This window comes from Corallococcus sp. Z5C101001 (assembly GCF_007352635.1).
Lineage (GTDB): Bacteria > Myxococcota > Myxococcia > Myxococcales > Myxococcaceae > Corallococcus > Corallococcus silvisoli.
Genome location: NZ_VKLU01000008.1, coordinates 73015 through 99575 on the forward strand (window position 1 = coordinate 73015; position 26561 = coordinate 99575).

General features: G+C 70.6%; 22 protein-coding genes. 13 read left to right on the forward strand and 9 right to left on the reverse strand.

Going from position 1 to position 26561, the window contains the following annotated elements:
* Window positions 1-103 precede the first annotated feature (103 nt).
* Together FOF48_RS18195 and FOF48_RS18200 are read left to right on the forward strand one after the other, a co-directional pair.
* Window positions 104-751 carry a hemerythrin domain-containing protein gene (locus tag FOF48_RS18195; protein WP_143903380.1) on the forward strand — a complete coding sequence of 216 codons (648 nt, stop codon included), beginning with the start codon at window positions 104-106 and terminating at the stop codon, window positions 749-751.
* A gap of 126 nt (window positions 752-877) precedes the next feature.
* Window positions 878-1630, forward strand: coding sequence for an SIMPL domain-containing protein (locus FOF48_RS18200; protein WP_143903382.1), 753 nt, complete (start codon window positions 878-880; stop codon window positions 1628-1630).
* A 202-nt stretch (window positions 1631-1832) separates the two neighbouring features.
* Here FOF48_RS18200 and FOF48_RS18205 read toward each other — a convergent pair whose 3' ends face one another.
* The 3 genes from FOF48_RS18205 to FOF48_RS18215 form a co-directional block, all read right to left on the reverse strand.
* Window positions 1833-2303 carry an NUDIX hydrolase gene (locus FOF48_RS18205; protein WP_143903384.1) on the reverse strand — a complete coding sequence of 157 codons (471 nt, stop codon included), beginning with the start codon at window positions 2301-2303 and terminating at the stop codon, window positions 1833-1835.
* The gene (locus FOF48_RS18210; protein WP_370456594.1) at window positions 2300-3523 is read right to left on the reverse strand and encodes a DUF2380 domain-containing protein; all 1224 of its coding nucleotides are present in this window, start codon (window positions 3521-3523) and stop codon (window positions 2300-2302) included. Before FOF48_RS18210 ends, FOF48_RS18205 begins: the two co-directional genes overlap by 4 nt.
* Window positions 3524-3815: 292 nt before the next feature.
* Window positions 3816-5150, reverse strand: coding sequence for a hypothetical protein (locus tag FOF48_RS18215; protein ID WP_370456595.1), 1335 nt, complete (start codon window positions 5148-5150; stop codon window positions 3816-3818).
* Between FOF48_RS18215 and FOF48_RS37745 the strand changes: the two genes are divergently transcribed.
* The 3 genes from FOF48_RS37745 to FOF48_RS18225 are packed head-to-tail and all read left to right on the forward strand — an operon-like array spanning window position 5101 to window position 7278.
* A complete protein-coding gene (locus FOF48_RS37745) occupies window positions 5101-5490 on the forward strand; it encodes an IS3 family transposase (protein WP_370456596.1) in 390 nt (129 codons plus the stop codon). The genes FOF48_RS18215 and FOF48_RS37745 overlap by 50 nt on opposite strands.
* A complete protein-coding gene (locus FOF48_RS18220) occupies window positions 5478-5774 on the forward strand; it encodes a hypothetical protein (RefSeq protein WP_143903387.1) in 297 nt (98 codons plus the stop codon). Before FOF48_RS37745 ends, FOF48_RS18220 begins: the two co-directional genes overlap by 13 nt.
* A 55-nt stretch (window positions 5775-5829) precedes the next feature.
* Window positions 5830-7278, forward strand: coding sequence for a serine hydrolase (locus tag FOF48_RS18225; RefSeq protein ID WP_143903388.1), 1449 nt, complete (start codon window positions 5830-5832; stop codon window positions 7276-7278).
* 97 nt (window positions 7279-7375) lie between these two features.
* On the opposite strand, the gene FOF48_RS18230 is transcribed toward FOF48_RS18225, so the two are convergent.
* Together FOF48_RS18230 and FOF48_RS18235 are read right to left on the reverse strand one after the other, a co-directional pair.
* Window positions 7376-8263, reverse strand: a complete 888-nt coding sequence (locus FOF48_RS18230; RefSeq protein WP_143903389.1) for an SDR family oxidoreductase — start codon at window positions 8261-8263, stop codon at window positions 7376-7378.
* A 136-nt stretch (window positions 8264-8399) separates the two neighbouring features.
* Window positions 8400-9221, reverse strand: a complete 822-nt coding sequence (locus tag FOF48_RS18235) for a helix-turn-helix transcriptional regulator (protein ID WP_143903390.1) — start codon at window positions 9219-9221, stop codon at window positions 8400-8402.
* A 320-nt stretch (window positions 9222-9541) separates the two neighbouring features.
* Here FOF48_RS18235 and FOF48_RS18240 point away from each other — a divergent pair, with 320 nt between their 5' ends.
* Complete coding sequence (locus FOF48_RS18240; protein ID WP_255442336.1) at window positions 9542-10462, forward strand: hypothetical protein; 921 nt, start codon at window positions 9542-9544, stop codon at window positions 10460-10462.
* A gap of 207 nt (window positions 10463-10669) precedes the next feature.
* Window positions 10670-11209 (forward strand): hypothetical protein, encoded by a 540-nt coding sequence (locus tag FOF48_RS18245; RefSeq protein ID WP_143903392.1) that lies wholly within the window; start codon window positions 10670-10672, stop codon window positions 11207-11209.
* 21 nt (window positions 11210-11230) lie between these two features.
* Here FOF48_RS18245 and FOF48_RS18250 read toward each other — a convergent pair whose 3' ends face one another.
* The 4 genes from FOF48_RS18250 to FOF48_RS18270 all read right to left on the reverse strand — a co-directional run bounded on the left by FOF48_RS18250 (window position 11231) and on the right by FOF48_RS18270 (window position 19450).
* Window positions 11231-14110: a putative Ig domain-containing protein gene (locus FOF48_RS18250; RefSeq protein ID WP_143903393.1), complete on the reverse strand. Its 2880-nt coding sequence runs from the start codon at window positions 14108-14110 to the stop codon at window positions 11231-11233.
* A gap of 184 nt (window positions 14111-14294) precedes the next feature.
* Window positions 14295-16310, reverse strand: coding sequence for a hypothetical protein (locus FOF48_RS18255; RefSeq protein WP_186001964.1), 2016 nt, complete (start codon window positions 16308-16310; stop codon window positions 14295-14297).
* A gap of 130 nt (window positions 16311-16440) precedes the next feature.
* A complete protein-coding gene (locus FOF48_RS18265; RefSeq protein ID WP_143903396.1) occupies window positions 16441-17862 on the reverse strand; it encodes an IgA Peptidase M64 in 1422 nt (473 codons plus the stop codon).
* 46 nt (window positions 17863-17908) lie between these two features.
* Complete coding sequence (locus FOF48_RS18270; protein ID WP_143903397.1) at window positions 17909-19450, reverse strand: PEGA domain-containing protein; 1542 nt, start codon at window positions 19448-19450, stop codon at window positions 17909-17911.
* A 306-nt stretch (window positions 19451-19756) separates the two neighbouring features.
* Between FOF48_RS18270 and FOF48_RS18275 the strand changes: the two genes are divergently transcribed.
* The 6 genes from FOF48_RS18275 to FOF48_RS18300 all read left to right on the forward strand — a co-directional run bounded on the left by FOF48_RS18275 (window position 19757) and on the right by FOF48_RS18300 (window position 26553).
* Entirely contained in the window at window positions 19757-20761 is a 1005-nt protein-coding gene (locus tag FOF48_RS18275; RefSeq protein WP_143903398.1) for an SDR family oxidoreductase, read from the forward strand.
* An 86-nt stretch (window positions 20762-20847) separates the two neighbouring features.
* Window positions 20848-21849 (forward strand): diacylglycerol kinase family protein, encoded by a 1002-nt coding sequence (locus tag FOF48_RS18280; protein ID WP_143903399.1) that lies wholly within the window; start codon window positions 20848-20850, stop codon window positions 21847-21849.
* Between the two features lie 81 nt (window positions 21850-21930).
* On the forward strand, window positions 21931-22620 hold the full coding sequence (locus FOF48_RS18285; RefSeq protein WP_143903401.1) for an NUDIX domain-containing protein: 690 nt from the start codon (window positions 21931-21933) through the stop codon (window positions 22618-22620).
* Window positions 22621-22788: 168 nt separating this feature from the next.
* Window positions 22789-23592 carry a protein phosphatase 2C domain-containing protein gene (locus tag FOF48_RS18290; protein WP_143903403.1) on the forward strand — a complete coding sequence of 268 codons (804 nt, stop codon included), beginning with the start codon at window positions 22789-22791 and terminating at the stop codon, window positions 23590-23592.
* Window positions 23593-23596: 4 nt separating this feature from the next.
* On the forward strand, window positions 23597-25465 hold the full coding sequence (locus FOF48_RS18295) for a hypothetical protein (RefSeq protein ID WP_143903405.1): 1869 nt from the start codon (window positions 23597-23599) through the stop codon (window positions 25463-25465).
* A 20-nt stretch (window positions 25466-25485) separates the two neighbouring features.
* Window positions 25486-26553, forward strand: coding sequence for a nicotinamidase (locus FOF48_RS18300; RefSeq protein ID WP_143903407.1), 1068 nt, complete (start codon window positions 25486-25488; stop codon window positions 26551-26553).
* Window positions 26554-26561: the final 8 nt, after the last annotated feature.

Here is a 26561-nt window from a genome sequence, read left to right on the forward strand (position 1 = left end):
TCCCCACCCTTCACTCCGTGCCGCGCTGTGCCAGGGTTCAGGGGGCCCGGGCGCGCTCATCAGGGGGTGGCGCGGCCCCCCGATGCAGGAAGGGAGACGGCCCATGGATGCCATCATGCTGTTGAAGGCGGACCACAAGACGGTGGAGCAGCTGTTCCGCAAGTTCGAGAAGGCGGGGGACCACGCGCTGGCGCACAAGCGCAGGCTGGTGGATCAGATGGTGCGGGAGCTGTCCGTGCACGCGGCCATCGAGGAGCAGGTCTTCTATCCGGCGGTGCGCGCGCGGGCGGAGGCGCTGTCGCAGGACGTGCTGCGCGCGTTGGAGGAGCACCACGTGATGAAGTGGGTGCTGTCGGAGCTGGACGTGCTGCCGCCCGAGTCGGAGCGCTTCGACGCGAAGGTGCACGTGCTGATGGAGAGCGTGCGCGCCCACGTCACGGAGGAGGAGCAGTACCTCTTCCCGGAGGTGAAGAAGGTCTTCAAGCCGCAGGAGCTGCGGCAGATGGGGGAGGCGCTGGCGCAGGCGAAGAAGGCGGCGCCCACGCATCCGCACCCGGCCTTGCCGGACAGCCCGCCGGGCAACCTGCTGACGGGCGCGGTGGCGGCGGTGATGGACATGGGCCGGGACGCGCTGCGCACCGCGCGCCGCAAGGCGGAGACGCAGGTGCGCAAGGCCGCGCGGCGTCCGCTGAAGAAGCCGCTGGAATCGGTCGCGTCGCTGGGCCGGACGGGCGAGTCGCTTCCCCACTAGTCGATCCCGACGGGCGCCAGACGCCCCGGGGCCGGTGAATGTCCGCCGGGCCGGGGCGTCTTGGAGACAGGGGGCTTTCGCGCTAGACGCGGGACGGTCCCGGTTTCGCCTTGGGAAGGAGGCGCCATGTCCGCTGTTCGCAGGATGTTGTCGATGCTGGTGGTACTCGCGGGCTTCACCGCCGCCGCGCAAGCGCAGGTCCCGCCGCCCGGTTCGCCGCAGGCGCGGCCTCCCGTGGATCCGCAGGTGCGCACGCTGCGGGTGGAGGGCACGGGGGAGGTGAAGGCGCAGCCAGATGAGGCCTTCATCGACGTGGCGGTGGAGACGTCCGCCGCGAACGCGAAGGCCGCGGGGGAGGAGAACGCGAAGCAGATGGAGAAGGTGCTGGCGGCGCTGACGTCCGCGGGCATCGCGAAGCGCGACCTGCAGACGCGCAACTACAACGTCTATCCGGAGTACATGCCGCCACCGCCCCAGGGGGGAGAGCCGAAGCTCAAGGGGTACCGCGTGAGCAACCTGGTCAGCGTCCATGTGACGGACCTGTCCAAGGTGGGCGGACTGTTGGACAAGGCGCTCGCGGCGGGGGCGAACCGGGTGGACTCGGTGCGCTTCGGGCTGAGCCGTCAGGACGCCGTGCAGGCAGAGGCCCTGCGGCAGGCGGTGACGCGCGCGCGCAAGTCGGCGGAGGTGCTGGCCTCGGCGCTCAACGTGAAGCTGGGCGCGGTGCTGGACGCGAGCACGGTGACGGAGGCTCCGCGCCTGTACCCGGCCACCTTCGCCATGGACATGGCCGGGGCGCGCGCCGCACCCGCCACGTCCATCCAGCCGGAGGAGCAGACGGTGCAGGCGAAGGTGACGCTCATCTTCGCGATCCAGTAGTCGCGGGCCCGTGCGGTAGTCAGGACGATAGGAACCCCCAGGCAGGACGCGCCGTTATCCCCTATCGCCCTGATTTCACTCGGGCTCGCTATCCCGTCCCGTCCCACGCCGTCCCCTGGTGTGCACCCTCATTCCATGCTGGAGGGGCACACTGGGGGCACATGGCGGCTCCCGCACCGGCTGGCAGGGTCGCCGCTTCCGGTCAGGCTTCTTCGTCCGGCAAGAGCGTGCGGAGCAACTCGTCGTCAGGCCCGAGCGGACGCCAGCCAGCAGGGGGCGGATTGGTGAGGAGCGACGTCCTGCATTGGCGTGCCCGCTCCTTATGCGTGTCCGGGGTATGCGCAATCCAGGGGCCAACCGCCTTAGCAACCTTGAAGCGGTTGTCGTCGTCCAACACGGCCGGCCAACCATCAGGGATGTTCCCCCACAGCTCGCGCACAAGTTGTCCACGCACCAAGCGGGTCACTTGCTTACTTCGCACTGCTTCAGCCACCAATCCATCGTACACCTGAATTCCGGCAACGTCGTCCGGACCCAGCTCATCGGCCAGCGCCACCAACGATGCGGTGGGTCGGGCCTCGGCAAACGCCGTGAGTGAGTCGTAGCCAAGCTCACGGACGCGCTCATACAAGCGGGCCTTCCAGTTCCCCCGCCATGAACGTTCGTCGGTCATCGGCTCCTCCCTGTCGTGAACGAGATTGGGATTCTGTAGACCTTCATGCGCTCGACGACGATGTCCAGGACCTGATTCCGCGTCAACCTCCGGCCCGCCGTGATCTCAGCTTCGTGCAGAGCCTCCATGATCCGCCGATTCCACTCGCCGGGCCATGTGCGCCCCAGTCGCCAGTTCCCCCCGCCGTGGATCGCCTCGTGGTGAGCCTGCTCCAACCGGACGCAGAACTGGTCGATGTCCATGTCGCCCTTGAAGCCGCGCTGCTCGAACCACTCGCGGTGCTCTTGCGGCAACACGTGGTGCTTGGGTGCGTCGGACATGCCCGCCCCCGCTCTGCCGGTCTCGTGCATGCCGCGCACTTCGGGGCTGTCTCCCAGCGCGTCGCGCACACCCTTGGGTAGGTCCTGATGCGCCTGGGCCATCAGGGCCTGTCCGCCCTGAATGAGGACGGCCGCGCCGACGGCGGGCGCGGAGATGACGCCCGCCTGCACGAGCCTTCGCATCATCTCGACCCACTCGGCGGAGACGACAATCCGTGAGCCCACCATGACTCCACCCGAACTCGTCACGAGGCCCACGCCGAGCGTCGCTGGGGCCGAGGGCGGCACCCGTGGCAGCGACATCTTCAGCGTGGAGATCATGGCGACCATTTCCAACGCCTTCATCGCCGCGATGACCTGCCCGCCGAGTTTCATGGTCGAGCGGGTCTCTCGCTGGAGCGTGCCGAACTCACGGGTCAGCTTCCCCATCAACTCGGGCATCGCGAGGGTCGCCGCTTCGACTCGCTCCGGGTCCAGGGAAGCGAGGTCCGCCAGCGTGGGCTCCATCATTCCCTGCACGCGATGAAGGTCGGCGAACAGCTTCTCGACGCTACACATCGGGCAGTTTCGGAGAATGGCGTCAGCGAGGTGGAGGAAGTCCACCCAGGTGGCCAGGAGGAGGGTCCCGAACTGGGCCGCCTGGAGCCTGGGCCCCGCCATGCGAAGGAGGCCCAGCTCCATGTCCGTGTCGCCGACTTCCGAGGCCGCATCCGTCAACGCGGTGGCACTCCCGAGCGCACCATGCAGCCAACTCACCTGCTTGGAGCCTTGGTCGAGGTAGCGCGTGAAGACGCCGGTGAGGCTGAAGCCCCAAAGGTCCGGAGGACGGGCCGCCAGTTGGGTGAATGCGGCCTCGACGCCGCGCAGGGAGCCCTTCACCTCGTCCGTGGCATCGAGCATCGCCCGCCGCGTCGATGCAGCGCTCAGGGCTCCACCTCCGACCGCGCTGTCTCCCACGGCGGTCACTTCGTCCCGTGGCCCCTGGCGACGCAACATCCGTTGGAACATCTCGGGTCCCGAGACGGAGGACGGCGGAGAGCCCCACGCGCGTGGGGACGCATCGCTCGGAGCCTCCACCCACGCGGGCGCAGGAGCCGCACGAGGCGCGTAGCCCAAGCTCCGGCCACTCTTCGGAGCGTGCGGCGCGGAGGCGCATCCCGTGGCCAGCAGCGCCACGGCCAGCAACAGGGCGTCAGCGCGCATTGTCCACCCCCAGGCCCGCCGAGGCGAAAGCCCCGGGCCGCAGTGTCCCGTCCGGCGTGGGGAACAGCAGCGTGCCGCCCGTCCCCAGCGCGTAGAGCTTCCCCCCGAGGAATCGCCAACGGACCTCGGCGGCCCCCAGGTAGCGCGCGCCGGGCTGTCCCATGCCCACTCCGAGCCCCTTCACCGCCACTTCAAGGCTGCGCGCGAAGAGCTGCACCGCCACGCGCCCATCCACGTCGAAACGGCCCCACGAGAAGGCCTCCACTCCCAGCGACAGCTTCAGGTGCTTGGAGAGACCGCCGTAGCGGACCGCGTCCCAGCCCACCTCCGCCTCGCCATAAGCCGAGTACCCGTCCGGGAAGGGCGCCTCCGCCAGCGGCACTCTCTCCGGCCCTGCGGCCTGGAAGCGCGCCAGTTCGTAGTCCGGGCCGAAGAATCCCTGTCGGAAGCCGCCGTGCTGCCGGCGCACCTCCAAGCGCAGCCGCATGTCGAGCGTGGGCGTCAACGCATCCGCGCCCGCGCCCACCACGGCTCCCCATGCGCCGCCCTCACCTGGCTGTCCGCCCCAACCGGCAATCAGGTGGGCCTCGAAGCCCGGCCGCACCACCACCACGGCGGTGCCGTCCAGGTGCGCCAGTGTCACCGAGGGCGCGCGTCCTCCGGCCCGTCCCCAGTCATGCACGGCGGAGAGCGACAGCGTGTAGCGGCCCGGCTCGCGGGGCTGGCCGAAGAGGACGTGCTGCACATCCAGCGCGACTTCCGCCCCCACGAGGCGCGCGCCCAGCACGTCCGAGGCGAAGGCTTGCGTGTAGAGAGGGCCCAACGTCCCGGTGAGAAAGCCTCCCGCTGGGTGGTAGTCGGGATTGCTTCGATTGGAGTAGCGCCGCACGAGGTGCCCCGACAGCAGGCTGTAGGACTCCAGCTCGCCGAACCAGACGCCCACGGGCGCGTCGTCCGAGCCCAGCTTGAGGCCGCGCACCACCTGCCCGAAGTCCGAGAGGCTGTCCCAGTCCTCCCTCCGCACGAGGCCCGTGTCTTCCCCTCCACCCCACAGCCGCAGCCGCACCGGAGCGCCCAGGTTGAGGCCGAACTCCGCGCCTCCGTCGAGAATGAGCGTCGGCTCCACCTGGAGGAAGCCCTCGTTCGAGCCGATACCCGCGCGCGGCAACAGGGCCAACGTCGTCGCGTCCAGCCGCAGCAGGGAGCGCCACGCAGTGGCCCGCGTGCGCCGCTCCTCCTCCGTGGGCTTCACTTCCGGGACATCCTCTGCCCGTGTGTCCACCGGAAGCAGCAGCCACAGCCATACCGCCCAACGTCTCGTCATTCGCATACACGCCTCCCAGCAATGCCCCAGCGAGGGGAGCAAAGGACACACGTCTGACGTTCAGCTCGGCTTTAGGCCGGCCGCGCGTCATGGTGGGAGTAGTGCGGAGAAGGCCCGCTTCCCTGTAGCTGCCCCCTGCCGGCACCTGAACGTCTTCCGGAGCGGTTACTACGCCTGGGCGAAACGACCCGAGTCCGAGAGGAAGAAGTGCGACCGGGCGCTCCAACTCGAAGTGGCAGCCATTCACCAGCAGAGTCGGGGCACGTACGGCGCTCCTCGGGTTCATGCGGAACTCAAAGCGAGGGCCAGCGGGCGGCCCGGAAGCGAGTGGCTCGTCTGACGCGCCAGACGGGCCTGCGAGGACGCGCATGGCGTCGCTTCGTGCTGACCACCGACCCCACCCATCGCCACCCGGTGGCACCCAACACCCTGGAAAGGAACTGCCACCCCAGCCAGCACCACCGCGCGAGGGTGGGTGACATCACCTATGTCTGGACCGATGAGGGATGGTTGTACCTGGCGGTGCTGCTGAACCTCTTCAGCCGCAGGGTGGTGGGCGAGAGAGAGGCTGGCAGCGTCGTCAACCTGTCCACTGAACCGGAGCAGGCCCACACCGCGGATTGACCCTGCGACAGATGCCTCCCTAAGGTGCGGGCTCACCCCTCGAAGGATCATCGGGATGCATCACCCGTTCGTTGCCGCGCTCTTCTGCGCGCTCCTCACCGCTCCGTTCGCCGCACCGGCCGCCAACACCGAGCAGACCCGCCGGCTCGACACCCAACTGGAGCGCAACCGCGCTCGCTACGGTATCGCCGGACAGGCCGTGCTGATCCGCCACAACGGCGAACTCGTTTATCAGGCAGCCCGCGGCGAGAAGGACATCCAGAGCCACGCGCCTGTCTCCGCCGATACCGTGTTCGATGCCTATTCGTTGGCCAAGCTGCTCACCAGCACCTTGGTGATGCAGCTGGTGGAGCAGGGGCACCTGGACCTGGATGCACCGGTCAGCCAGTACCTGCCGAACCTGCCCGTGGCGTGGCAGACGATCCACGTGCGCCACTTCCTCAACCACAGCTCCGGCGTTCCGGAGTACTTCGAGATTCACGACGGCATCGTGGCGTCGAAGGGCAACGCCGGCTTCCCGCCCACGCTGGACGCCGTGTTCGCGAGCCTGTCCGACACGCCGATGCAGTTCGCCACCGGCGGCGGCAACCGTTACACGCAGACCAACTTCCTGGTTCTGACCGCGCTGCTGCAAGCGCATTACCGCCAGCCCTACGCGGCCATCGTGCGCCAGCGCATCCTGCAGCCACTGCGTCTGCGCAATACCTGGCTGGGGCCATCCGGTGTGCCGGCCGCACGTCTGGCCACCGCTTACATCGGCAAGGACGGCGCCCTGCAACGGGAAGACGATATCGCCTGGCCGACCTATGCGCAGGGCCACGCCGGACTGCACACCACCGTCGGCGATCTCGATCGCTTCCTGCAAGCGCTGGCCGCCGGCAAGCTGGTGCGCAGGGCGACGCTGCAGACACTGCTGCAGCCGCAACAGCTCAGCACTGGCCGCGACAGTGGGTTTGTCAGTGGTTGGGAGACGGGAAGAAGCGGCGCCTACCGGCAGATGGGCCACGACGGCGGCACCCGCGTCCGCGCGCGCCTGTTGTTCAAGGACACGTTGGCCGGGGACACCTGGACCTTCGTCTATTTCACCAACGGCAGCGCGCGCAATGTCTGGTCGCGCACGCTGGTGGACAGCACCATGGCGCAGGTAGCGCCGCGACTGTTTCCGCGCGAGACGCTGTCCGAACGCATGTTCACCCACGCCCTCTCCGACGATGGCAGCGACGATGCGGCGCTGAAGACCTGGCTGCGTGACGGCAGCGGCATCACCGCAGACGACCTGGAGCGAGAGCTCAACGGCGCCGGCTATGCCATCCGCGAGAACCTCGGCAATCGCCCGGCGTTGAAGGTGTTCACCCTCAACACCCAGCTCCATCCGCAATCGGCCAACGCCTGGGACAGCCTGGCCGAGTGCCACGCCGCGCTGGGGGATGCGGCAACCGCCGCCGAGCTGTACGCGAAGTCGCGGCAACTGGCCGAGGCAGCGAAGGCGAAGCCACAACCGTAGGACTCTCCACGGAACGGAACGGGATGGCGTCCCGTGCGAAACCAGGGCGACAGGTGGGCACCGACGCGTCCCAGGGAGGCGCCGGTGCCCCTTCGCCTCACGGGGTGAAGTATCCGCTGTCTCGCATGTCTTTCAGGAGCCCCGACTCCCTCGGTTGCCAGCCCATGGCGTCGCGGGTGCGGGCGCTGGAGGTGGGGTTGTCGATGGCGACGAAGGCCGCCATCCAGTCGAAGTGCGCGGGCGCTTCGTCCGCGGTGATGCCACGGACAGGAATGCCCAGCCCCTCACCGAGGGTCCCGGCGATGTCGCGCATCGGGATGCCCTCCTCCGCCGTGGCGTGCAGGGGCGTGCCGGGAGCGGCCTTCTCGAGCGCCAGCCGGAACAGCCTCGCCGCGTCCAGCCGGTGGACCGATGGCCAGCGGTTCGCGCCTTCACCCACGAACGCGGCGAAGCCCTTGCGACGGGCCGTGGCGATCAGCGCGGGCACGAAGCCGTGGTCGCCCGCGCCATGCACGGAGGGCGGAAGCCGCACGACGCTGGCCCGCACGCCGCGACCGGCCGACGCCAGGACGAGCTTCTCCGCCGCGGCGCGAGGGCTCTCAGGCAGCGGCGCGTCTGCCTCCGTGCGGAGCTGGCCGGGCCCGAGCAGCGCGGTGCCGGACGTGGAGACAAAGGGCTTGCCCGAACCCTCCAGCGCGCTGGCCAGGGCCTCGACCGCCCGCCGGTCCGTCTCCGCGGCGGCCACATAGGCGGAGAAGTCGTGGATGAAGGCCGTGTGAATCACCCCATCACACGCCCGGGCCGCGGCGGCCAGCCCCGAGGTATCCGACAGCTCGCCGCGCAGCGGCTCGGCTCCCTCCTTCGCCAGCTTGCTGGCCGCCTCGTCGCTGCGCGCCAGCCCGAGCACCTGATGCCCGTTCGCCAGCAGCTCGCGCACGATCGCCGAGCCGATGAAGCCCGTCGCTCCCGTCAAGAACACCCGCATGACGACCTCCTTGAGTCAGACGTTGGAGATCCCTGGGTACATTTGGAACGGCGCCGGAAAAAGCCGTGGGCTTATACGGGTATACCGACCACCTGGATGCGCCCGGGGCCGCCCGTGCGGTCCCGGCGGATGGGCCTCAGCCCAGGACGAGCGACCGGACCCGCTCCATGTCGTCAGGGGTCACGGGCGTGTAGATGACCAGCCCAAGGTCGGGCTGGTTGTCGACCGCGAAGGACGAATAGTCGAGCGCGAGCGTGCCGACCCGCGGGTGCTCGACGTACTTCGTCCCTTCGCCATGGGCGCTGACGTCATTGTCGAACCACATCGCCGCGAAGTCGGCGCTCGAACGGCACAGCTCGTCCACCAGCGCCCGAGCGTTCTCATGGGCCCCAGCCCGGGCCGTCTCCAGCCGGAACGCCGCCACCGCCAGGCGCGCGTGACTCTCCCAATGCACGGGTCTGGCCCGAACGTGAGGATCGCGGAAGAGCAGGCGCAGGATGTTCCGCTGCCCGGGCGGGAGCGCCGCGTAGTCGGTCAGCACCGCCACCGCGGCGCGGTTCCAGGCGACGACGTCCCATGCGGAGGTCTTGACGTAGGCCGGGCTGAACTCCAGTGAGTCCAGCACCCGCTGGAGCCGCGGCGTGACGCTCCCGGGCTCCTGGTAGCGCACTTCCGGCTGACGGCGCTGGGCCAGGAGGAAGAGGTGTTCGCGCTCGGCGGGGGTCAGCATCAGCGCGCGGGCGACCCGCTCGAGGACGTCCGCCGAGGGGGCTCCGCCCCGGCCCTGTTCGAGCCACGTGTACCAGGTGGCGCTCACATTGGCGCGCTGGGCGACTTCTTCCCGCCGCAGGCCTCGCGTCCGTCTTCGCGTCGAGCCGAAGCCGAAGGCCACCGGATCCAACTTCGCGCGGCGATCCTTCAGGAAGATTCCAAGCAGGTTCTCGTGGGGTGTCGTCATGCTCGGCCGGTTGGTCGCTCCATCGAGGATGTCTGCCATTGTAGAGCCAGTGACGTGTCACAGCAATGCGTCTCATCCCCGCGCTCGGAGGGCATCCGGCCGCTGAACCCGTGGATGAAGGCGCACGGCTTCGACCGTCGTCGAGACCCGTCATTGCAAGAATCCCGGTGGAGACTTCGTTCGGCCCGTGGAGTCGCGGCGGGCCTGCACACGGCGCGTCGCGGTGGAGGCGGAGGGACCGGTGGGTGTGAGGGATTGGGTTGGGAGATGTCAGTCCTCCATGCCAAGGTCCCAGCATGTTCCGTCCTGTTGGCGTCCCGATGCTGTCGACCCTCGTGTTGTTCTCCTTCTTCGCCGGATGTTCGGAGTCCGAGTGCACGGAGGATCGCGATTGTGCATCCCGTGGGCCGGACAGCGTCTGCGTCGATTCGCTCTGTGTTCAGTCCTCCATGCCGGACGCGGGGCGCGCGGACAGCGGTGTGCGCGATGCGGGGGAGCAGGGGGACGCCGGTGAGGACGATGCGGGGACCGGTGACGCGGGCGTCGATGACGCAGGGGTGAGCGACGCGGGCGTCAACGATGCAGGGGTGAGCGACGCGGGCACGGATGGAGGGGCTCCCTCGCGGGAGGCTTCGCTGCGCATCACGGAGATCAACCCCTCCGGCCAGCAGGACCTCATCGAACTGGTGGCCATCACCGGCGGGGCGCTGACCAACATCTCCCTCCGGGAGCTGACCAACTCCGGCTTCAGCTTCACCTTCCCCCAGGGTTATTCGGTGGCGGATGGGGCCGTGCTGGTGCTCCACCTTGGAGGCTCCTGCACCGACGCGCCCGGTGCTCCGGCCTCTTGTGGCCAGACCGCGCCGTTCAGCGCCCAGGCCTGGGACTTCAGCATGCCGGGCGCGCTGAGCTATTCGGGCAAGGTCTTTGAACTCCTGGCGGCGGATGGCTCGCCCGTCGACGGTGTTCCCTTCGTCAAGGCCTCCGGCGCGATGCCCGATGAAACGGTCGCCGCGGTCCAGCGGCTGCAAGCGGATCGGGTCTGGGATCCAACCCCCTGCGTCCACAATCCACAGACGGGCTTCGCCAAGGACCTCTACTGCCGCAACATCGCGGCGGATTGGTCCGGTCTGGGCGCGGACCTCAGCGTCATGCGCATTGGCGGCGCCACTCCGCTCGCGGTCCCCGGAACCGCGAAGCAGTGGAGTGGTCCCCTGCCTTCGCGCTGGGGCACCTACTGACCCAAAGGCTTGCAGCGCCCGCCTGCCTGTCCCCCTGCCAGGAAGGACGGATTCCCCGCGAGCCGGGCCCGTGCCGCCGCGTCCAAGGTTCCCGGAGGCGCCCGTCGTTCGCATGTTTCCGGTGGGGATGCCGGGCTCGCGCTGTCGGGGGAAAAGGGATGCCTCGGTGGATGCGGGCCCCGTTGCACGACGCGGGAGACGTGACCGATGCGGAGACTGCGCGGAGCGGCGGGCCTGCTGCTGATGGGCCTTGCGGGAGGTGGAGTCCTGTCGGCGTGTCACGGCGGAGACTCGAAGCCGGAGGGGCCCTCCGCGAGTCACCGCGAGGGGCGCTCGGAGGTGCTGCGCGGGCTGATGGCCTCGAAGCAGAACGTGGACCCGGCCGCGCTGAAGGCGGCGGGCGCGCAGGCGAAGAACGCTGGGGCCCCCACGCAGCCGGAGCCCCCGGGAACTGGCGGCTCCGGCCGGCCAGAGACCCAGGAGTGGGCCGCGGGCAAGGTGTCCTGGGTGGGGGACGACGAGGTGCTCTTCGTGGACGGCCAGGGGCAGGAGCGCGAGGTCCGCGTGGATCAAAACACCCGGCTGCGCAGGAACGACGACAACGCCCAGCTGCGCGACCTGATGGAGGGCGATGAGCTCCGCGTCACGTACGATGACACCCGCGAGGGATGGATTGCCCGGGACGTGGACGTCGTGTCCGTGCCCAGGCCTCCTCCCCCCAATCCCGAGTCCCCGCCGCTGCGCTGAGCCGGCCTGCCGCGCCGCGACTCAGAAGGCGCCGCCATCCGCGCGCCGGCCCGGCGAGGATGGGAGCCCCGGAGGCAACGTGGTGTGCAGCACGAAGCCCGCGTCCGGCGTCAGGTCCGGCGAGCGGTTGATGGACACGGCGTCCACGGTGCTGGAGTACGAGAGGAAGTCCACGATGCCGCCGTCGACGCGCTTGAGCTGCACGCTGTCCGAGGTGTTGTTGAGGCTCAGCGTGCCACTGGAGGCCGCGACGGTGTTGGGCGTGCCGGGCGTGAAGCCCGCGGTCCCACCGAAGACCACCATCGCCCGGCCTGGCGGAACCACGGTGCCCGCGGCGAAGACGTGCCGGGAGGCCATGGCGTCCCAGAGGCTCCAGCCAGACAGGTCCACGGGCGCGGGGCCCGCGTTGTAGACCTCCACGAACTCGTGCGCGGTGCCGCCCGGGAGCGCGGGCTCGTTGGCCAGCACCTCGTTGATGATCACCCGGGGCTGGGCGCGCGTGAACCAGATGGCGCCAGGGCTCATGTCGAAGCGCGACGCGCTCGCCGTGTCCACCACGCGCACGCGCACCGTGGCGCTCTCCCTGTCGGGCACGGTCCACACGTACCTGCCCGCGTCCGCGCGCATCGAGGGGACCACGACGCTCCACTGTTCACCGCCGTCATACGAGGCCTCCAGGCGCACGGTGTCCATGCCCATAGCGTGCCACGCGAACGTGAGCGTCTCACCCGCGAGGAAGGTGCCGCTCAGGGGCGAGGTGAGCCGCACGCGCGGACCCGGGGGGCCGCTGAAGTCGTAGCGGGTGAGCACGGGGTAGTGGTCGCTGACGGTGTGCGCGTAGTCGGGGATCGTCGCGTCGGGGCGGAGCACCTGGACGGTGCCGGGCACGGCCTCCACGGCCACCTCGTCGGTGACGAGCGTGTGGTCGATGACGTCGTTGTACTCCGTGGTGGTGCGGATGTTGGCGTCCGTCAGCACCCGGGTGAGGAACGTGTAGTGCGTGGGGTCGTCGAGGAAGTTCGCGTACGGGGTGGCCAGCGCGACGCCGTTCTGCACGGAGATGGAGTGGTCCAGGTCGTCATTCCAGTCGCCGATGACGAGCACGCGTGCCTCGGGCAGCCACTGGTCCAGGTAGCCCTTGAGCGCCACCGCGGACCGCTGGCGCTGCCCGTAGGACGTCAGGTCCTCGAAGGCCTTCATGTGCACGACGATGACCACCAGCGGCGCGTCCTCGCCGTGGATGCGGGTGGTGAAGTCCACGCGCAGGGGCGGGCGTCCTCCGAAGTCCGCGGCCTGCGCGGTGAGGATGATCTGCGCGCTCCGGTACGTGAGCGTGCTGTCGTAGAGGATGCCCGGCTTCTGCTCGCCGGCGGAGTACATCGACGTGCCGCTGAGGACGTAGGTGGAGTTGTTGGCGAGGAAGCCGCTGTAGCCGGGCAGCCCCGCCTTGAGCGTGTTGAAGTCCACGGTGTCCACCATCTCCACCAGGCCCCACACCTGGGCGCTCGCGGCGCCGATGACGTCCCGGGCCCCCGCGACCTGGAGGTCGTCGGGCACGCCGCCGTCGGAGGTGGAGTGCGCCGGGCCCTGGTTGGGTGCTCCGAACCACTCCAGGTTCCAGTGGCCCACGGTGAACAGGCTCGGGGGTGGCAGCACGGTCAGGGGCAGCTGGCGTGACGCCGTCCTGCCGTCCGCGTCGCGCACGGTGACGGTGAGGCTCACGCTTCCCGCTGCGGTGGGCGTGCCGGAGAGGGCGCCATCCGCCGCGAGCGTCAGTCCCGCGGCCAGCGTGCCGGTGAAGCTCCAGGTGAGCGGCGGGCGCGCCCCGGACGCGGCGAGCGTCGCGGCGTAGGGCTCTCCCACGCGTCCGTCCACGAGCCCCACGGTCTTCACCTCGAGGGTGCTGGAGATGACGGACAGGACGAGCTCGCGCGAGGCCGTGCGGCCGTTCACGTCGGTGGCGGTGAGGGTGAAGGCCGCGCCCTCGCTCTTGGGAGTGCCCGACAGGACGCCCGCAGTCGACAGGCTGAGGCCCGAGGGCAGCGAGCCCGAGGTCACGGACCACGCGAACGGGGCCCGGCCCCCGGTGGCGGACAGCGTGACGCTGTAGGGCCGGGCTTCGGTGGCCTCCGGCAGGGAGAGCAGGGCGATGGCGGGCGGCGTGAAGACAGACAGGCCATGCGTCCACGAGGCCGTGCGGCCCGAGTCCTGGACGCCCACCGTGAAGTCATACAGCCCCGGCGACGTGGGCGTCCCGGACAGGCTCCCGCTGGCGTCGAGTCGCAGACCCGAGGGCGCGGGCTGGGGGCCCAGGCTCCAGCGTTGGGAGGGCGTTCCGTTCGGGATGCGGAAGGTCCAGCCATAGGGTTCGGAGACGTAGGCGTCCGGCAGCGCGGCGAACACGGTGCCTGTCACCTGGAGGGACACCGCTCCCTCGGCGCGGGCGCCCCGGGCGTCCAGCACCTCGACGGTGAAGCCGCCGGAGCCGGCGAAGCGGGGCGTGCCGCTCAGCGCGCCATCGGAGGTGAGCGTGAGCCCTTCCACGGGCGCGCCCAGCGTCACCCGCCACGTATAGGGCGCCTCTCCACCGGAAGCCATCAGCACGGCGCGGTAGGGCAGGCCCACCTCGGCCGGAGTCAGGCCCTGGGGCGCGATTCCCAACTCGGTGATGTTGCTGCCGCCGTCGCCAGACGGGCCGCCGTCCGTGATGCCGCCATCGGTGACGCCGCCATCGCCAGACGGGCCGCCATCCCTGACGCCGCCATCGTCAGACGGGCCACCATCGGTGACGCCGCCATCGCCAGACGGGCCGCCAACTGGAGGCGGCACTGGCGGAGAGGCGCTGGGACAGGCGACGAGGGCGAGGGCGAGCAGCGCGGCGACGATGCGAGACAGGGGCATGAAGAACGATCCGGGCCGGGCGCCAGGAAGGAGCCGCGGGCTCGGAGATATGGCCCACCGCGATGACGGGCGGCGCGTCCCGACGGGCGGGAGCGTGACACATCACCCCGCCGCCAAGAAGAAGGGCCGCGCTCCCCAGGTGGAGAGCGCGGCCCTTGTCACTTCAGACGTTCAGCGAAGGCGACTACGGGTTCGCGACACCCCAGGACGAGGCGCCCACGGCCCAGTCGTCCTTGGTGTTCGTGTCCGTGGTGCTGACGCGGCGGATGGAGGGGCTGGCCGGCGTCGCATTGGACGTGGGCAGGGTGGTCCAGTCCGCGGAGACCGCCGCCGCCGTGGGCGTGGTGGTCGTGGAGCACAGCGCGCCGCCGCAGTCCGCGGGCAGCCACTGCCCGGCGGCCTGGATGGCCTGGAGGTTGCCCGGGAAGGCCGCGGGAGGCGTGCCGGAGTTGCGCGTGAAGGGCACCGCGTCCTGGATCTGATCCTGCGCGTTACGCACCAGGATGACGCGGCTGGAGAAGGTGATGCCCGTGGCCCCGCCCTTGAAGTCCCAGGCGGTGTCGTAGTTGGCCGGGGTGCTGCTGGTGGGGAACTGGTTCTTCGAGGTCGTCTCGCTGTCCGTCGTGGAGGCGATGTGGACCACGATGATGTCGCCCGCGGCCACGGCCACGTCCGGCATGGTGGCCAGCGTCACGGGGGAGTTCACGTCCTGCAGCAGCTGGATGCCAGCCGTCGTGCCGCCGGTGAGGACCTGCAGCTCCACGAGGTCCAGGTTGTTCGACGCGCTCGGCTGCACCTCGGTGATGCGCAGGACCGCCCCGACACGGAAGCCCTTGAAGCTCGCCGTGTTGGGGATGACCACCGCGCCGCCGACCGTGTCCTTCACGGACGTGGTGGCCGACACCGCGTAATCCGTGCCCGCGACCTGCTCGGTCGTCTTCACGTAGACGTCCTTGCCGCTGACCGTCGCGCTCTGCGCCTGGATGCCGTTGGTGAACGTGAACTGCGCCGGGACGTTGGTGAGGCTGGCGGCGTCCACGGGACGGCTGAAGGAGACCTTCACCTCCGTCAGCGACGTCGCGATGGCGCCCGTCAGCGTCGGGGCCGGGCAGGTGATGCCCGTCAGGTCCGTGGTGAAGTACGCGGACGGCTGCAGGGTGGTCACCGGCGGCGTGGCCGTGGACGTGAACTTCCAGAGGGGGCCCGCGGCGAGCGTCACGGCGCACGTGTCGACGAGACCCAGGTCCGCCGCGATGTCCTCCGTCACGCGCAGCTTGAGGTTCGCGTTGTTGATGCCCGCGGTCCGGAACGTGAACGCCACGTGGCCCGTGCCGCTGGTCGCGGATGCGCCATTGAGCGTGCCGCTCATCCGGGCGATGGTCGCGAAGTAGGTGTCCGCCTTGTCGAGCAGCTCCGTCGTCGGCGCGCTGGACTGGTCCACCACGAGCCCCGCGGGCGTCGCGGTGTTGAGGTTGCGGACCGGGTGGAACTGGCTGACGACCGTCAGGCCCGAGATGGTGGTGGCCGCCTTGTTCTGGCCGCTCAGCACCGTCGCGCCGGAGACGCTGAGGTTGACGCGGTCACCCACCTGCAGCGTGCCCGGGTCGACGGCGACGAACATCGCCGGACCGGTGGCCTCCGCCTGGAGGAAGAAACCCGCGACGTCGGTGCCCACCAGGGGCTTGATGTACGTGACGAACGCGCCGTTGATGGGCAGCGCGGGATCGTAAGAGGTGCCCGCGGCGGCCTTGAACGCGGCGATCTGCGCGCTGGTGTCCGTCACCGCGGGGCCGGAGTTCTCGCACGTCAGCGTCGTCGGGTTGCAGACCTGGGTCAGGGTGCAGGCCGGCGTGCACTGCGCGCCCGTGCCACCATCGGTGCCCGCGTCGGTCCCGGCGTCGGTGCCCGCGTCGGTCCCGGCGTCGGTGCCCGCGTCGGTCCCGGCGTCAGTGCCCGCGTCGGTCCCGGCGTCGGTGCCCGCGTCCGTCGTGCCGGCATCGGTGCCCGCGTCCACTTCCTCATCCGGCGGCGTCACCGCGCGCACTTCGCACTTGTTCTCCACGCAGGCATAGACCTGGCCCGCGGGCGGCGTGGGCTTGTCACGACAGTCGAACTGATCGACGCACTCATCTCCACAACCCGTACCGACCGTGACGAAGACGGTGGTCACGAGCGCCGGCAGCCAGCTCCGCTTCAGCATGAGAATGCCTCCAATGGGGTGTCTCGTTTGCAGATGGGGTCCCCCTTACACCCGAAAATAGAGGGGCGTCCATTTGGCCAACCACCTGCCACATCCCTGTCACCCGACAGGACCTGGGATTCGAAGGAAGTCAGGGAGTCTTTCGCGACTGGGGGGTGGAAGGACCCGCGTAGAGGTCGATGATTTCACTGATGGCGTGCTGGCACACGGCACAGAAGGGAACGCGGTCGCGGGTGAACATCACGCAGTCCGTCTGGGGACGGAAGTAGCCGCGTGATTCGTAGTGCGCGCCTTCGAAGGCGCCCACCTTCCCGGAGACCTTCTGCGTGCCCAGGAACTTCTCCTCCCAGTCCCGCTGCGAGGTGAACAGCGCGTCCATCTCCGCCTCGGGTTTGCGCTCCGCGCGAATCTTCTGCCGGCGCTGCTGCACCTCGAGTGCGTGCGCGTCATAGGCGGCCTGGTTCCACGGCGTGGGGATGGGGGTGCCCGGGGTGACGAGGTCCTTCCACTTGAGCTGGGCGGGGTCGTGGAGCGCGGTGACGTTCTTCTCCCACGGCTCCACCCGCTCCTCGGGCGCGGAGCCGTAGACGGACGCGGAGGTGTAGTACTCGTCCGCCAGGCCCGCGAAGTGGTGGCCGAACTCGTGGACGAAGACGTAGGGGGCCCAGAGGCTGTCGGCGGCCACGGTGCCGAAGAGGTTGTGGATGCCGCCGCCGCCGTAGGTGTTGCCGTTGGCCAGGATTTCGACGAACTCATAGGGCGCGTGGGCGGCGGTGTCGCGCAGCGCGGCATTGTCGAAGGTGAGGATGTAGCGCTCGGCGCCGAAGGCGTCGTAGGTGGAGCCCAGGGGCGGGCGGCGGTGGATGCCGGTGGAGGGCCGCGAGATGCCGGACTCGGAGGCCTTCGGCATCAGCCCCCAGACGTTGAAGTCCCCCTTGCGCTCCTTGAAGGGGGAGTAGCTGAAGAGGATCTCCACCATGCGCCGCGCGTCCTTCTCGAACTTGGGGCGCTCCGCCTCCGTGTAGCCGTCTCCCAGGATGAGGAAGTCCACCTTGTCCTGCGAGGGGCCGCTGTCCACGAGCTTGAGCAGCGGGCCCGGCGCGGGCGGCGAGGACGGGTCGACGAACGGATCCCTCGGATCCACCACCAGCGACCAGATTTCGCGGAAGGCGTTCTGGGCGTCGCGCTTCTTCAGGATGACCTGGACGGGGCGGTCCGGCGTGGGGAAGCGCAGCGATTCACTGAAGGTGCGGTGGCCCTGCTTCGCTTCGTCGGTGAGCTCCCACTCGCCGAAGATGGAGGCGAAGCCGCGCGAGTACAGGAGCCGGTTCGTCTTCCGGTCCCGCACCTCGAAGAAGTACTTGCCCAGGTTCGTCTCGTCGAGCGCCCGGGCAGGGTGGCCCGGCCAGGGCAGGGGCTCCACCACGAGCCGCTCCAGGCTGAAGCGCTCCTCGGTGGCGTTGCCGGTGTGGAAGTAGTCGACGCGGAACGTCCGGGGCGCGGCGAGGGCGGTGCTCGCCGTGAGCAGCAGCAAGAGGAGGGAAGCGCGCATGGGGGGCACTCTATGCGCCCGGTGCTCCCCGCCAAGCGACGCGCGGTCAGAACGACCCGGAGATGTTCGCCTGGGCGCCTGTCCCGTCCGCCGCGACTCCCAGCGTGACGGCCGGCGGCGCCTTCGCGGGCGACGACACCAGGAAGAGCACCGCCCCGGTGACGACCGCCGCGCCCCCGCCCGCGAGCAGGCCCGTCATCAGGTGGCTCTTGTTCACGAGCGCGCCGCGCAGCGCGACGGCCTGCGCGTCAGAGCGCAACAGCTGGCCGCCATTGGCCGCGCGGCGGGCCTCCAGGCCGTCCAGGTCCTTCTGGGCCAGGAGCCGGACGACGCCCGCGCCGCCCAGGGCCGCCACGCCCGCGCCCAGCGCGACGTACGACGCCGTGCGCAGGCCCGTCCTGGGCGGGGCCTGGGCGGCGGACACCTCTCCTTCCGACAGGAGGTGGGGCGCGGTGAGGTCCGGGCCTCCGGAGGCCGCCGTGCTCCGGGCGCCTCCCGCGTCCCACGGGGCCTTGCCGTTGGCGTTGTTCATCACCACGAGGTTGGAGGGCGAGCGCCCCGTGGTGACGAAGTCCACCAGCGCGGAGAGCGCCTCCCCCGGCGCGTCCAGGCCCTGCGTCTTGAAGCCGCCCTCGCGCAGCTTCTGCCCACCCTCGACGTTGAGCACCGTGGCGGCGAACCACTTGGGGCCGCTGCTGGGGCGCTCCAGCCGCACGACGATGACCTCCTCCACCCCCAGCGTGCCGCCCAGGCGCACCGCGTGGCTCCACGTGCGCTCCTCGTTGCCGTCCGTGGCGCTGAGGCACGGGAAGGGCGCGGCCGTCACCGAACCCTCGTAGGCCAGGTCCACCAGGAGCGGCGTGTCCGCCCCCTGCGCCTGCACCTGCCGGGGGAAGCTCACCGCGTCCCCCTTCACCATGGACAGCTCATAGGCCCCGGCGGGCAGCTCCAGCGCGAGCGGCGTCTGCCCGACGCCCAGGCCCTCCAGGTACACGTCCGACGCGGGCAGCGTGGACTTGAGCGACAGCTTCACCTTGGGGGCCCGGGCCAGCTCGCGGCGCAGCTTCTCGAAGGCCTGCCGGATGGAGGGGGCGTACTGGTCCGGGTCCAGCTGGTACTTCGGCTGGAGCCGGAGCACTTGGAGGAAGGCCGCGTCGCTGTCCTTCGTCTTCCCCGTCGCCCGGTGGTTGAGCCCGTGCAGCAGCTGCGCGTGGGCGAAGAGCTTCCAGCGCGGCTCGCCGGGCGGCAGGCGCCGGATGTCGCGCAGGGCGTCGTCCAGCTGCTGCGTCGCGCGGGCGTTGCGGCCCTCGTAGAACTGGTCCTGCGCGGCGTCGAGCTGGCGCTGGAGGTCCTCGAAGGAGCGCGAGGGCGCGGGGAAGAGCCGCTCGGCGAACTCGGGGACGCCCAGCACGCGCTGCTCGGGGCGGGCGCGCAGGGCGTCATAGAAGGCCTTGGACTGGCCATTCAGCTCCGCGTCCCGGCAGTCCCCGCTGGAGACCACCATGCGATGGGGGGCGGCCCGGGCGGCGGTGGCGCACAGCAGGCACAGCAGCAGCGCGAACGCGGAGGGCTTCGGACGGAAGGGCATGGGCACGTGGGTGGGAAAGGAGACGCCGGACCGGCGTTGCAGGCCGCGTTCCGTCCTCTACCGGACGCGCCACCCTCCAAGCCAGCGACCCCGGGGACTCCCGCTCCGGTCCCACGCCCGGGACGTCCGTCCGGATTCCAGGCCCCCTGCCTCGCCGCCTGCCCTCCAGGTGAGTCGCCGGTGGCCCGGGTGGGGTCCCCGCCGCGTCCCCACCTTCCGACGTGGGGCGTCATGAGCCGGTGCCCCGCGACCCTTTCGAACGCTCGGGCCCTCGGGGGCGCCGAGCCTGCCCGAGGACCCCACTCCATGGATCGCTTCTGGAAGAAGAAGGTCATCGTCATCACGGGTGCATCGAGCGGCATCGGCCGGGCCACGGCGCTGCTGCTGGCGAAGAAGGGGGCCCACGTGGTGCTCGCCGCGCGCGGGGAGGACCCCCTGGAAGAGCTGGCGGCCGAGTGCGAGGCCCACGGCGTCCATGCGCTGGGCGTGCCCACCGACGTGGCGGACGCCGCGTCCGTGCGGAGGCTGGCGGGGGCCGCGGTGCACGCCTTCGGCCACTTCGACGGCTGGGTGAACAACGCGGGGGTCTACATGCTGGGCGGCCTGGAGGAGACGCCCGACGAGGCCTTCCGGCAGCTGATGGAGATCAACTTCTTTGGCACGGTGAGCGGCTCGCGCGCGGCGCTGGGGCAGTTCCGCCGGCAGGGGTACGGGACGCTGGTCAATGTGTCCTCCACCTTCGGCACCGTGCCCGCGCCGTACCTCAGCGCCTACGTGGCCTCCAAGTTCGCCGTGCGTGGCTTCTCCGCGTCGCTGCGCCAGGAGCTGCTGGGCAGCGGCATCGACGTGTGCACGGTGATGCCGGCCGCCATCGACACGCCCCTGTGGCGCCACACCGCCAACTACACCGGCTGGCGCATCCGCCCGGTGGAGCCCGTCCATACGCCGGAGCGCGTGGCCCGCACCCTCCTGCGCGTCCTTCGCCACCCCGAACACGAGACGATGGTCGGCCCCGCGGGGAAGAGCTTCGCGGCGATGCACGGCTTGTTCCCCCGCTCCTCCGAGCACCTCATGCGAGCCGGCACGGACACGCGGCACTTCCGCGACGCGAGGCAGGGCCCCACCCCCGGCAACGTCTTCCAGCCCATGGCGGAGGGGGGCTCGGTGTCGGGCGGTTACCACGGCACGGGAAAACAATGGCTGCGCCGTCTGTTGCTGGCGGGCGGCGTGGCCGCCGCGGCGCTGTCGCTGCGCCGCCGTGCGGCCGACCGCCGCCTGGGAGCCCGGCTGACCCACGCCTTGGGGGGGTGATGGCCATGTTCCCGGAGGGGTTCCCATGCCGGGGGCCTCTTTCGTGACGGGGCCATGACATGAAATGGGGAAGAGTCGCGCCCGCCATGAACATCGCCGTCCTCGTCAATCTGCGCGCACGTAAAGGGACCGAGGGGATGGGGGGGCTCGTCCGAGACCTGCTCCCCCGGGCCCGGGTGGCCCTCACCCGTTCCCTGGAGGAAGCCCGGGAGTGGGTGGACCAGCTGCGGCACGACCCGCCCAGCCTGCTGCTCGCGGGCGGGGGGGACGGCACCATCACGGGCCTGCTCAACGAGCTGCGCTCCCAGGGCGTGGCGCTGCCGGCCATCGGGGTGCTGCCGCTGGGCACGGGCAACGCCTGGGCCCGCGTCACCGGCGCGCCCCGGCCGCACGTGGCGCTGAAGCAGATCGCCGCGTATGGCGAGCGCCTGCCTCCCCTGCGTCCCTTCTCGCTGGTGCGGGTGGAGGGCCGGGTGGCGCCCTTCGCGGGCACGGGCTGGGACGCGGAGATGATCCAGGACTTCAAGAACCAGCTGGCCGCCGCCGGGCCGCTGAAGAAGGCGCAGTCGGGCCTGCGCGGCTACCTGGGCGCCATGTTCACGCGCACGGTGCCGCGCCACCTGTTCGGCGAGGGCAACCCGAACGTGTCCGTCTACAACACGGGGGCCTCCGCGCTGACCCTGGACGCGACGGGCGCGGTGAGGCCAATGCCCAACGGGGCGCAAGGGTCGCTCCTGTATCAGGGCCCCGCGGGCGTGGCGGGCGCGGCCACCACGCCGGAGTGGGGGTTCGGCTTCAAGGCCTTCCCCTTCGCGCAGGCGGTGCCGCACCGGCTGTCGGTGCGCGTGTACGGCGCCGGCGTGATGGAGGCCACGCGCAACATGTTCCGCCTGTGGCGCGGCGAGCACCCCATGCCCCGCATGCACGACTTCTTCGTGGAGCGCGTGCGCATGGACTTCGACCGCGACGTGCCCTTCCAGATGGGCGGCGACGTGCTGGGCATGCGCCGCTCGCTGGAGTTCGACCTGGCGGAGGAGAACGTCCAGCTGGTCGACTGGCGCCGCCTGGGCCGGCTCGTCGCCGTCTGAGCGCCGTCCCCCTCCGTCCCGCGTGATGGCGCTTGCCGGCACCGTGTCCGCTGGACACGATGCCGGCCGGAGGGTTTCCCCATGAGCCACACCTATGAGTATCCGCGCCCGGCGGTGACGGTGGACTGCGTCGTCTTCGGGTTGGATGAGGAGGACCTCAAGGTGCTGCTCATCCAGCGCGGGGTGGAGCCCTATCAAGGCCGGTGGGCGCTGCCCGGCGGCTTCGTGCGCATGGAGGAGTCACTGGAGGACGCCGCCCGCCGCGAGCTGGAGGAGGAGGCGGGCCTGCGCACCAGCCACCTGGAGCAGCTCTACACGTTCGGCGCGCCGGAGCGCGACCCCCGGGGCCGCGTCATCACCGTGGCGTACTTCGCGCTGGTGAAGCTGTCCGCCCATCACCTCCAGGCCTCCACCGACGCGCGCGAGGCGGCGTGGTTCTCCGTCTGGGACACGCCCAAGCTCGCGTTCGACCACGCGGAGGTGCTGGCCACCGCGCTGCAACGGCTCAAGGGCAAGGTGCGCTACCAGCCCATCGGGTTCGAGCTGCTGCCGCCCAAGTTCACCCTGTCGCAGCTCCAGCGGCTGTACGAGACGGTGCTGGAGCGCGAGCTCGACAAGCGCAACTTCCGCAAGAAGATCCTCGCCATGGACCTGCTGGAGGAGCTGGACGAGGTGGAGCAGGACGTCTCCCACCGCGCCGCCCGCCTCTACCGGTTCGACCACAAGAAGTACAAACAGCTCGAGAAGGCCGGCTTCAACTTCGAGCTCTAACCACCCTCGCGCCTCCCGTCCCCCTCCCATGGAGGCCACGTCGCCTTGACTTGGTGTTGTTGAGACACTATGTTGGTGTCATAGATACACGAAGTCGGGGCGGCGCCAGGTCGCCCACTTGTCCGCGAGTCCCTGTCGTGCGGGCCCTTCGAGGGCCACGGGAGAGCCATGTCCACGCTGCCCTTCGATGTCGCGGTGGGTTCGGTGCAGGGCCGGGAGCATGCGCGCTCGGGGCGGAACAACCAGGACGCCGCCTGCGTCCGGGCGAGCGAGCACGGGCTGGTGCTGGTGGTGGCGGATGGGTGTGGCAGCCAGCCGTGCAGCGAGTTGGGGGCGCAGCTGGGCGTGCGGCGGTTGGCGCAGGCGGCGCAGGCGCGGCTCGCGCGAGGGGAGGCGGTGGAGGGGGACGGCTTCCTTCCGGGGCTGCGGGAGGACCTGCTGGGGCTGATGGACGGCCTGGCCTCCGCGCTGGGCCGGGAGGTGTTGGGGGACCTGTTGTTCACCGTCGTGGGGGCGGTGGTGACGCCCGCGCACACGCGCATCTTCTCGTCGGGGGACGGGGTGTGGATGCTCAATGGCGAGGTGCACGCGCTGGGGCCCTTCCCGGGCAACGCGCCGCCGTACCTCGCGTATGCGCTGCTGCGCGGGGAGGACGTGCCGCTGGTGTCCCGGGCGCTGGTGCCCACTGGTGACGTGCAGGCGTTGATGCTGGGCACGGACGGGGTGGGGGACCTGCTGGGGCTCGCTCGGGCGCGGCTGCCCGAGCGGGACGAAGCGGTGGGCCCGCTGTCGCGCTTCTGGACGGAGGACCGCTACTTCACGAACCCGGACGCGGTGCGACGGCGGCTGGCGCAGCTCAACCGCGAGTCGGTGCGCGCGGACTTCGCGGAGCGGCGGCTGTCGCGCACGCCGGGGCTGCTGACGGACGACACCACCCTGGTGGTGCTGCGCCGGCGGATGGGGAGGGCGTGAGGCCATGGACGTCTGGGTTGAAGGCAAGAAGGTCCGGTTGGATCCGCGGGGGGCGCTGGGCAAGGGGGGCGAGGCGGATGTGTATGACCTGGGGGATGGGCGGGCCCTCAAGGTCTTCAAGCGGCCGGAGCACCCGGACTACCTGGGCCTTCCGCACGAGCAGGCCGCGGCGAAGGCCCGGCTCGCGGAGCACCAGCGCAAGCTGCGCGCGTTCCCCACGGGCCTGCCCGCGCGCGTGGTGTCGCCGCAGGCGCTGGCCACGGACCGCGAGGGCGTGGAGGTGCTGGGCTATGCGATGCGCAGGCTGGATGGCGTGGAGCCGCTGCGGCGCTTCGGGGAGCCGGCGTTCCGGCGCGCGGGAGGCAGGGCCGCGGACGCGGTGACGGTGCTGGCGGGGCTGCACCGCGTGCTGGGGGCCGTGCACGCGAGCGGCGTGGTGGTGGGGGACTTCAACGACCTCAACGTGCTGACGGTGGGCACGGACGCGTACCTCATCGACGCGGACAGCTTCCAGTTCGGTCCGTACCTCTGCCCGGTGTTCACGGAGAAGTTCCTGGACCCCCTGCGGCTGGACGCGGGCGCGCAGGCCCTGTCGCCGGCTCGGCCGGCGACGGTGGAGAGTGATTGGTATGCCTTCGCTGTCACCGTGATGCAGTCGCTGCTGTGCGTGGGGCCGCAGGGCGGCATCCACAAGCCGAAGGCGCAGGGCGCGCGGCTGAACGCGGTGGGGCGGCTGCTCCAGCGCGTCACGGTGTTCCATCCGGACGTGCAGTACCCCAAGCCCGCGCTGCCTCGGGCCACGCTGCCGGATGAGGTGTTGCACCTGTTCCACCAGGTGTTCGTCGAGGACCTGCGCGGCGCGTTCCCGCTGCCGGTGCTGGAGGCCTTGCGCTTCACGGTGTGCGCGTCGTGTGGCGTGGAGCACGCGCGGGCCGCGTGCCCCACCTGCCAGCCGCACGCCACGGTGGCGGCCACGCCGGTGACGGCGGTGCGCGGGCAGGTGGTGGCGACGCGGAGGTTCACGACCCGGGGCGCGATGGTGCACGTGAGCGCGGAGGCGGGGACGGTGCGCTTCGTCTACCACGCGGATGGCGCCTACCGGCGCGAGGACGGGCGCACGGTGATGCGCGGCGTGCTGGACCCGACGCTGCGCTGGGCGGTGCAGGGGGACGTGACGCTGCTGGGGCAGGGTGGGCGGGTGGCGGTGTTCGCGCGGGGCCAGGGGCCGGAGTTCCTGGGCGTGGATGTCTGTGAAAACCGGCCGGTGTTCGCGGCCCACTCCGGACACCGGTTCTGGGCGGTGGGCGGCGGCCTGTGGCGGGACGGGACGTATGGGCCCGAGCGGTGGGGGGACGTGCTGCAAGGGCAGACGCGGCTGTTCGTGGGGCCCCGGTTCGGACTGGGCTTCCACCGCGCCGCGGGGCTGCGGGGGGCCTTCGTGTTCGACGTGGAGCGCAAGGGCTTGAGGGACGGGCTCGCGCTGCCGTGGCCGGCGGGGCAGCTGCTGGACGCGGAGGCCGTGTTCGACGGTGACACGGTGTGGCTGCTGCTCGCGGAGGAGTCCGGCGGGCGCACGGTGCACCACGCGGTGCTGCTGGGGCTGGATGGGGCCGTGCGCGCGAGCGCTCGGGCCGACGCGGGGGATGGCTCCTGGCTGGGGACGCTGCGAGGGAAGTGCGCCGTGGGGGGCGCGCTCTTCTGCGCCACGGACGCGGGGCTGACGCGCGTGGAGCACCGGCAGGGGCGGCTGGAGGCGGTGCGCGAGTTCCCGGACGCGGAGCCGTTCGTGGACGCGGGCTGCCAGCTGCTGCTGTCGCGAGAGGGATTGATGGTGGTGGGGGCGCAGGACCTCACCGTGTTGCGGATGAACTGAGACACACAAGGGGGCTGGACATGACGAAGACGACCGCGAAGCAATTGCCGCTGCCCGGGTTCTACGATTCCCACCACGCCGCCGAGTACGGCTACGGGCCGAACGCCGGGAAGCTCCAGCGCGAGGCCGGGGCGTGGAAGGCGGCGCAGGGCGTGAAGGCGGCGGCCACGGACCGCTTCAACCTGCACCTGCTGCTCATCGACGTGCAGAAGGACTTCTGCTTCCCGGATGGCTCGCTGTACGTGGCGGGGCGCAGCGGCCGGGGCGCCATCGACGACAACCGCCGCATCGCGGAGTTCATCTACCGGAACCTGGGGACGCTGACGAACGTCACCGCGACGCTGGACACCCACTTCGCCTACCAGATCTTCTTCCCGTCCTTCTGGGTGGACCAGGACGACCAGCCGCTCCAGCCGTACCGCGAGGTGACGCGCGAGCAGCTCGAGCGCGGGCAGGCGCGGCCGAACCCGGCGGTGGCGAAGTGGCTGTGCGGCGGCAACTACCCGTGGCTGCTCAAGCAGGTGAAGTACTACTGCGAGGAGCTGGAGCGGGCGGGGAAGTACACGCTTTACCTGTGGCCGCCGCACTGCTTGCTGGGCAGTGACGGGCACGCGCTGGCGGGCGTGGTGCAGGAGGCGCGGCTGTTCCACTCGTTCGCGCGCGGCGTGCAGTCGTGGGCGGAGGTGAAGGGCGGCAACCCGCTGACGGAGAACTACTCGGTGCTGCGGCCGGAGGTGCTGATGCGGCATGACGGCCAGCCGCTCGCGCAGCGCAATACGCAGTTCCTGAAGACGCTGCTCACGTCGGACGCGGTGGTGATTGGCGGGCAGGCCGCCAGCCACTGCGTGAAGAGCTCCATCGACGACCTGCTGGGGGAGATCGTCGCGCAGGACGCGGCGCTGGCGCGCAAGGTGTACCTGCTGACGGACTGCATGTCGTCCGTGACGGTGCCGGACGGCAAGGGCGGCTTCGCGGCGGACTTCACGCCGCAGGCGGACGCGGCGCTCAAGCGCTTCGCGGACGCGGGCATGCACCTGGTGAAGTCCACGGACCCGCTGGCGAGCTGGCCCGACCTGCATCTGGCGTGACGTCTGGC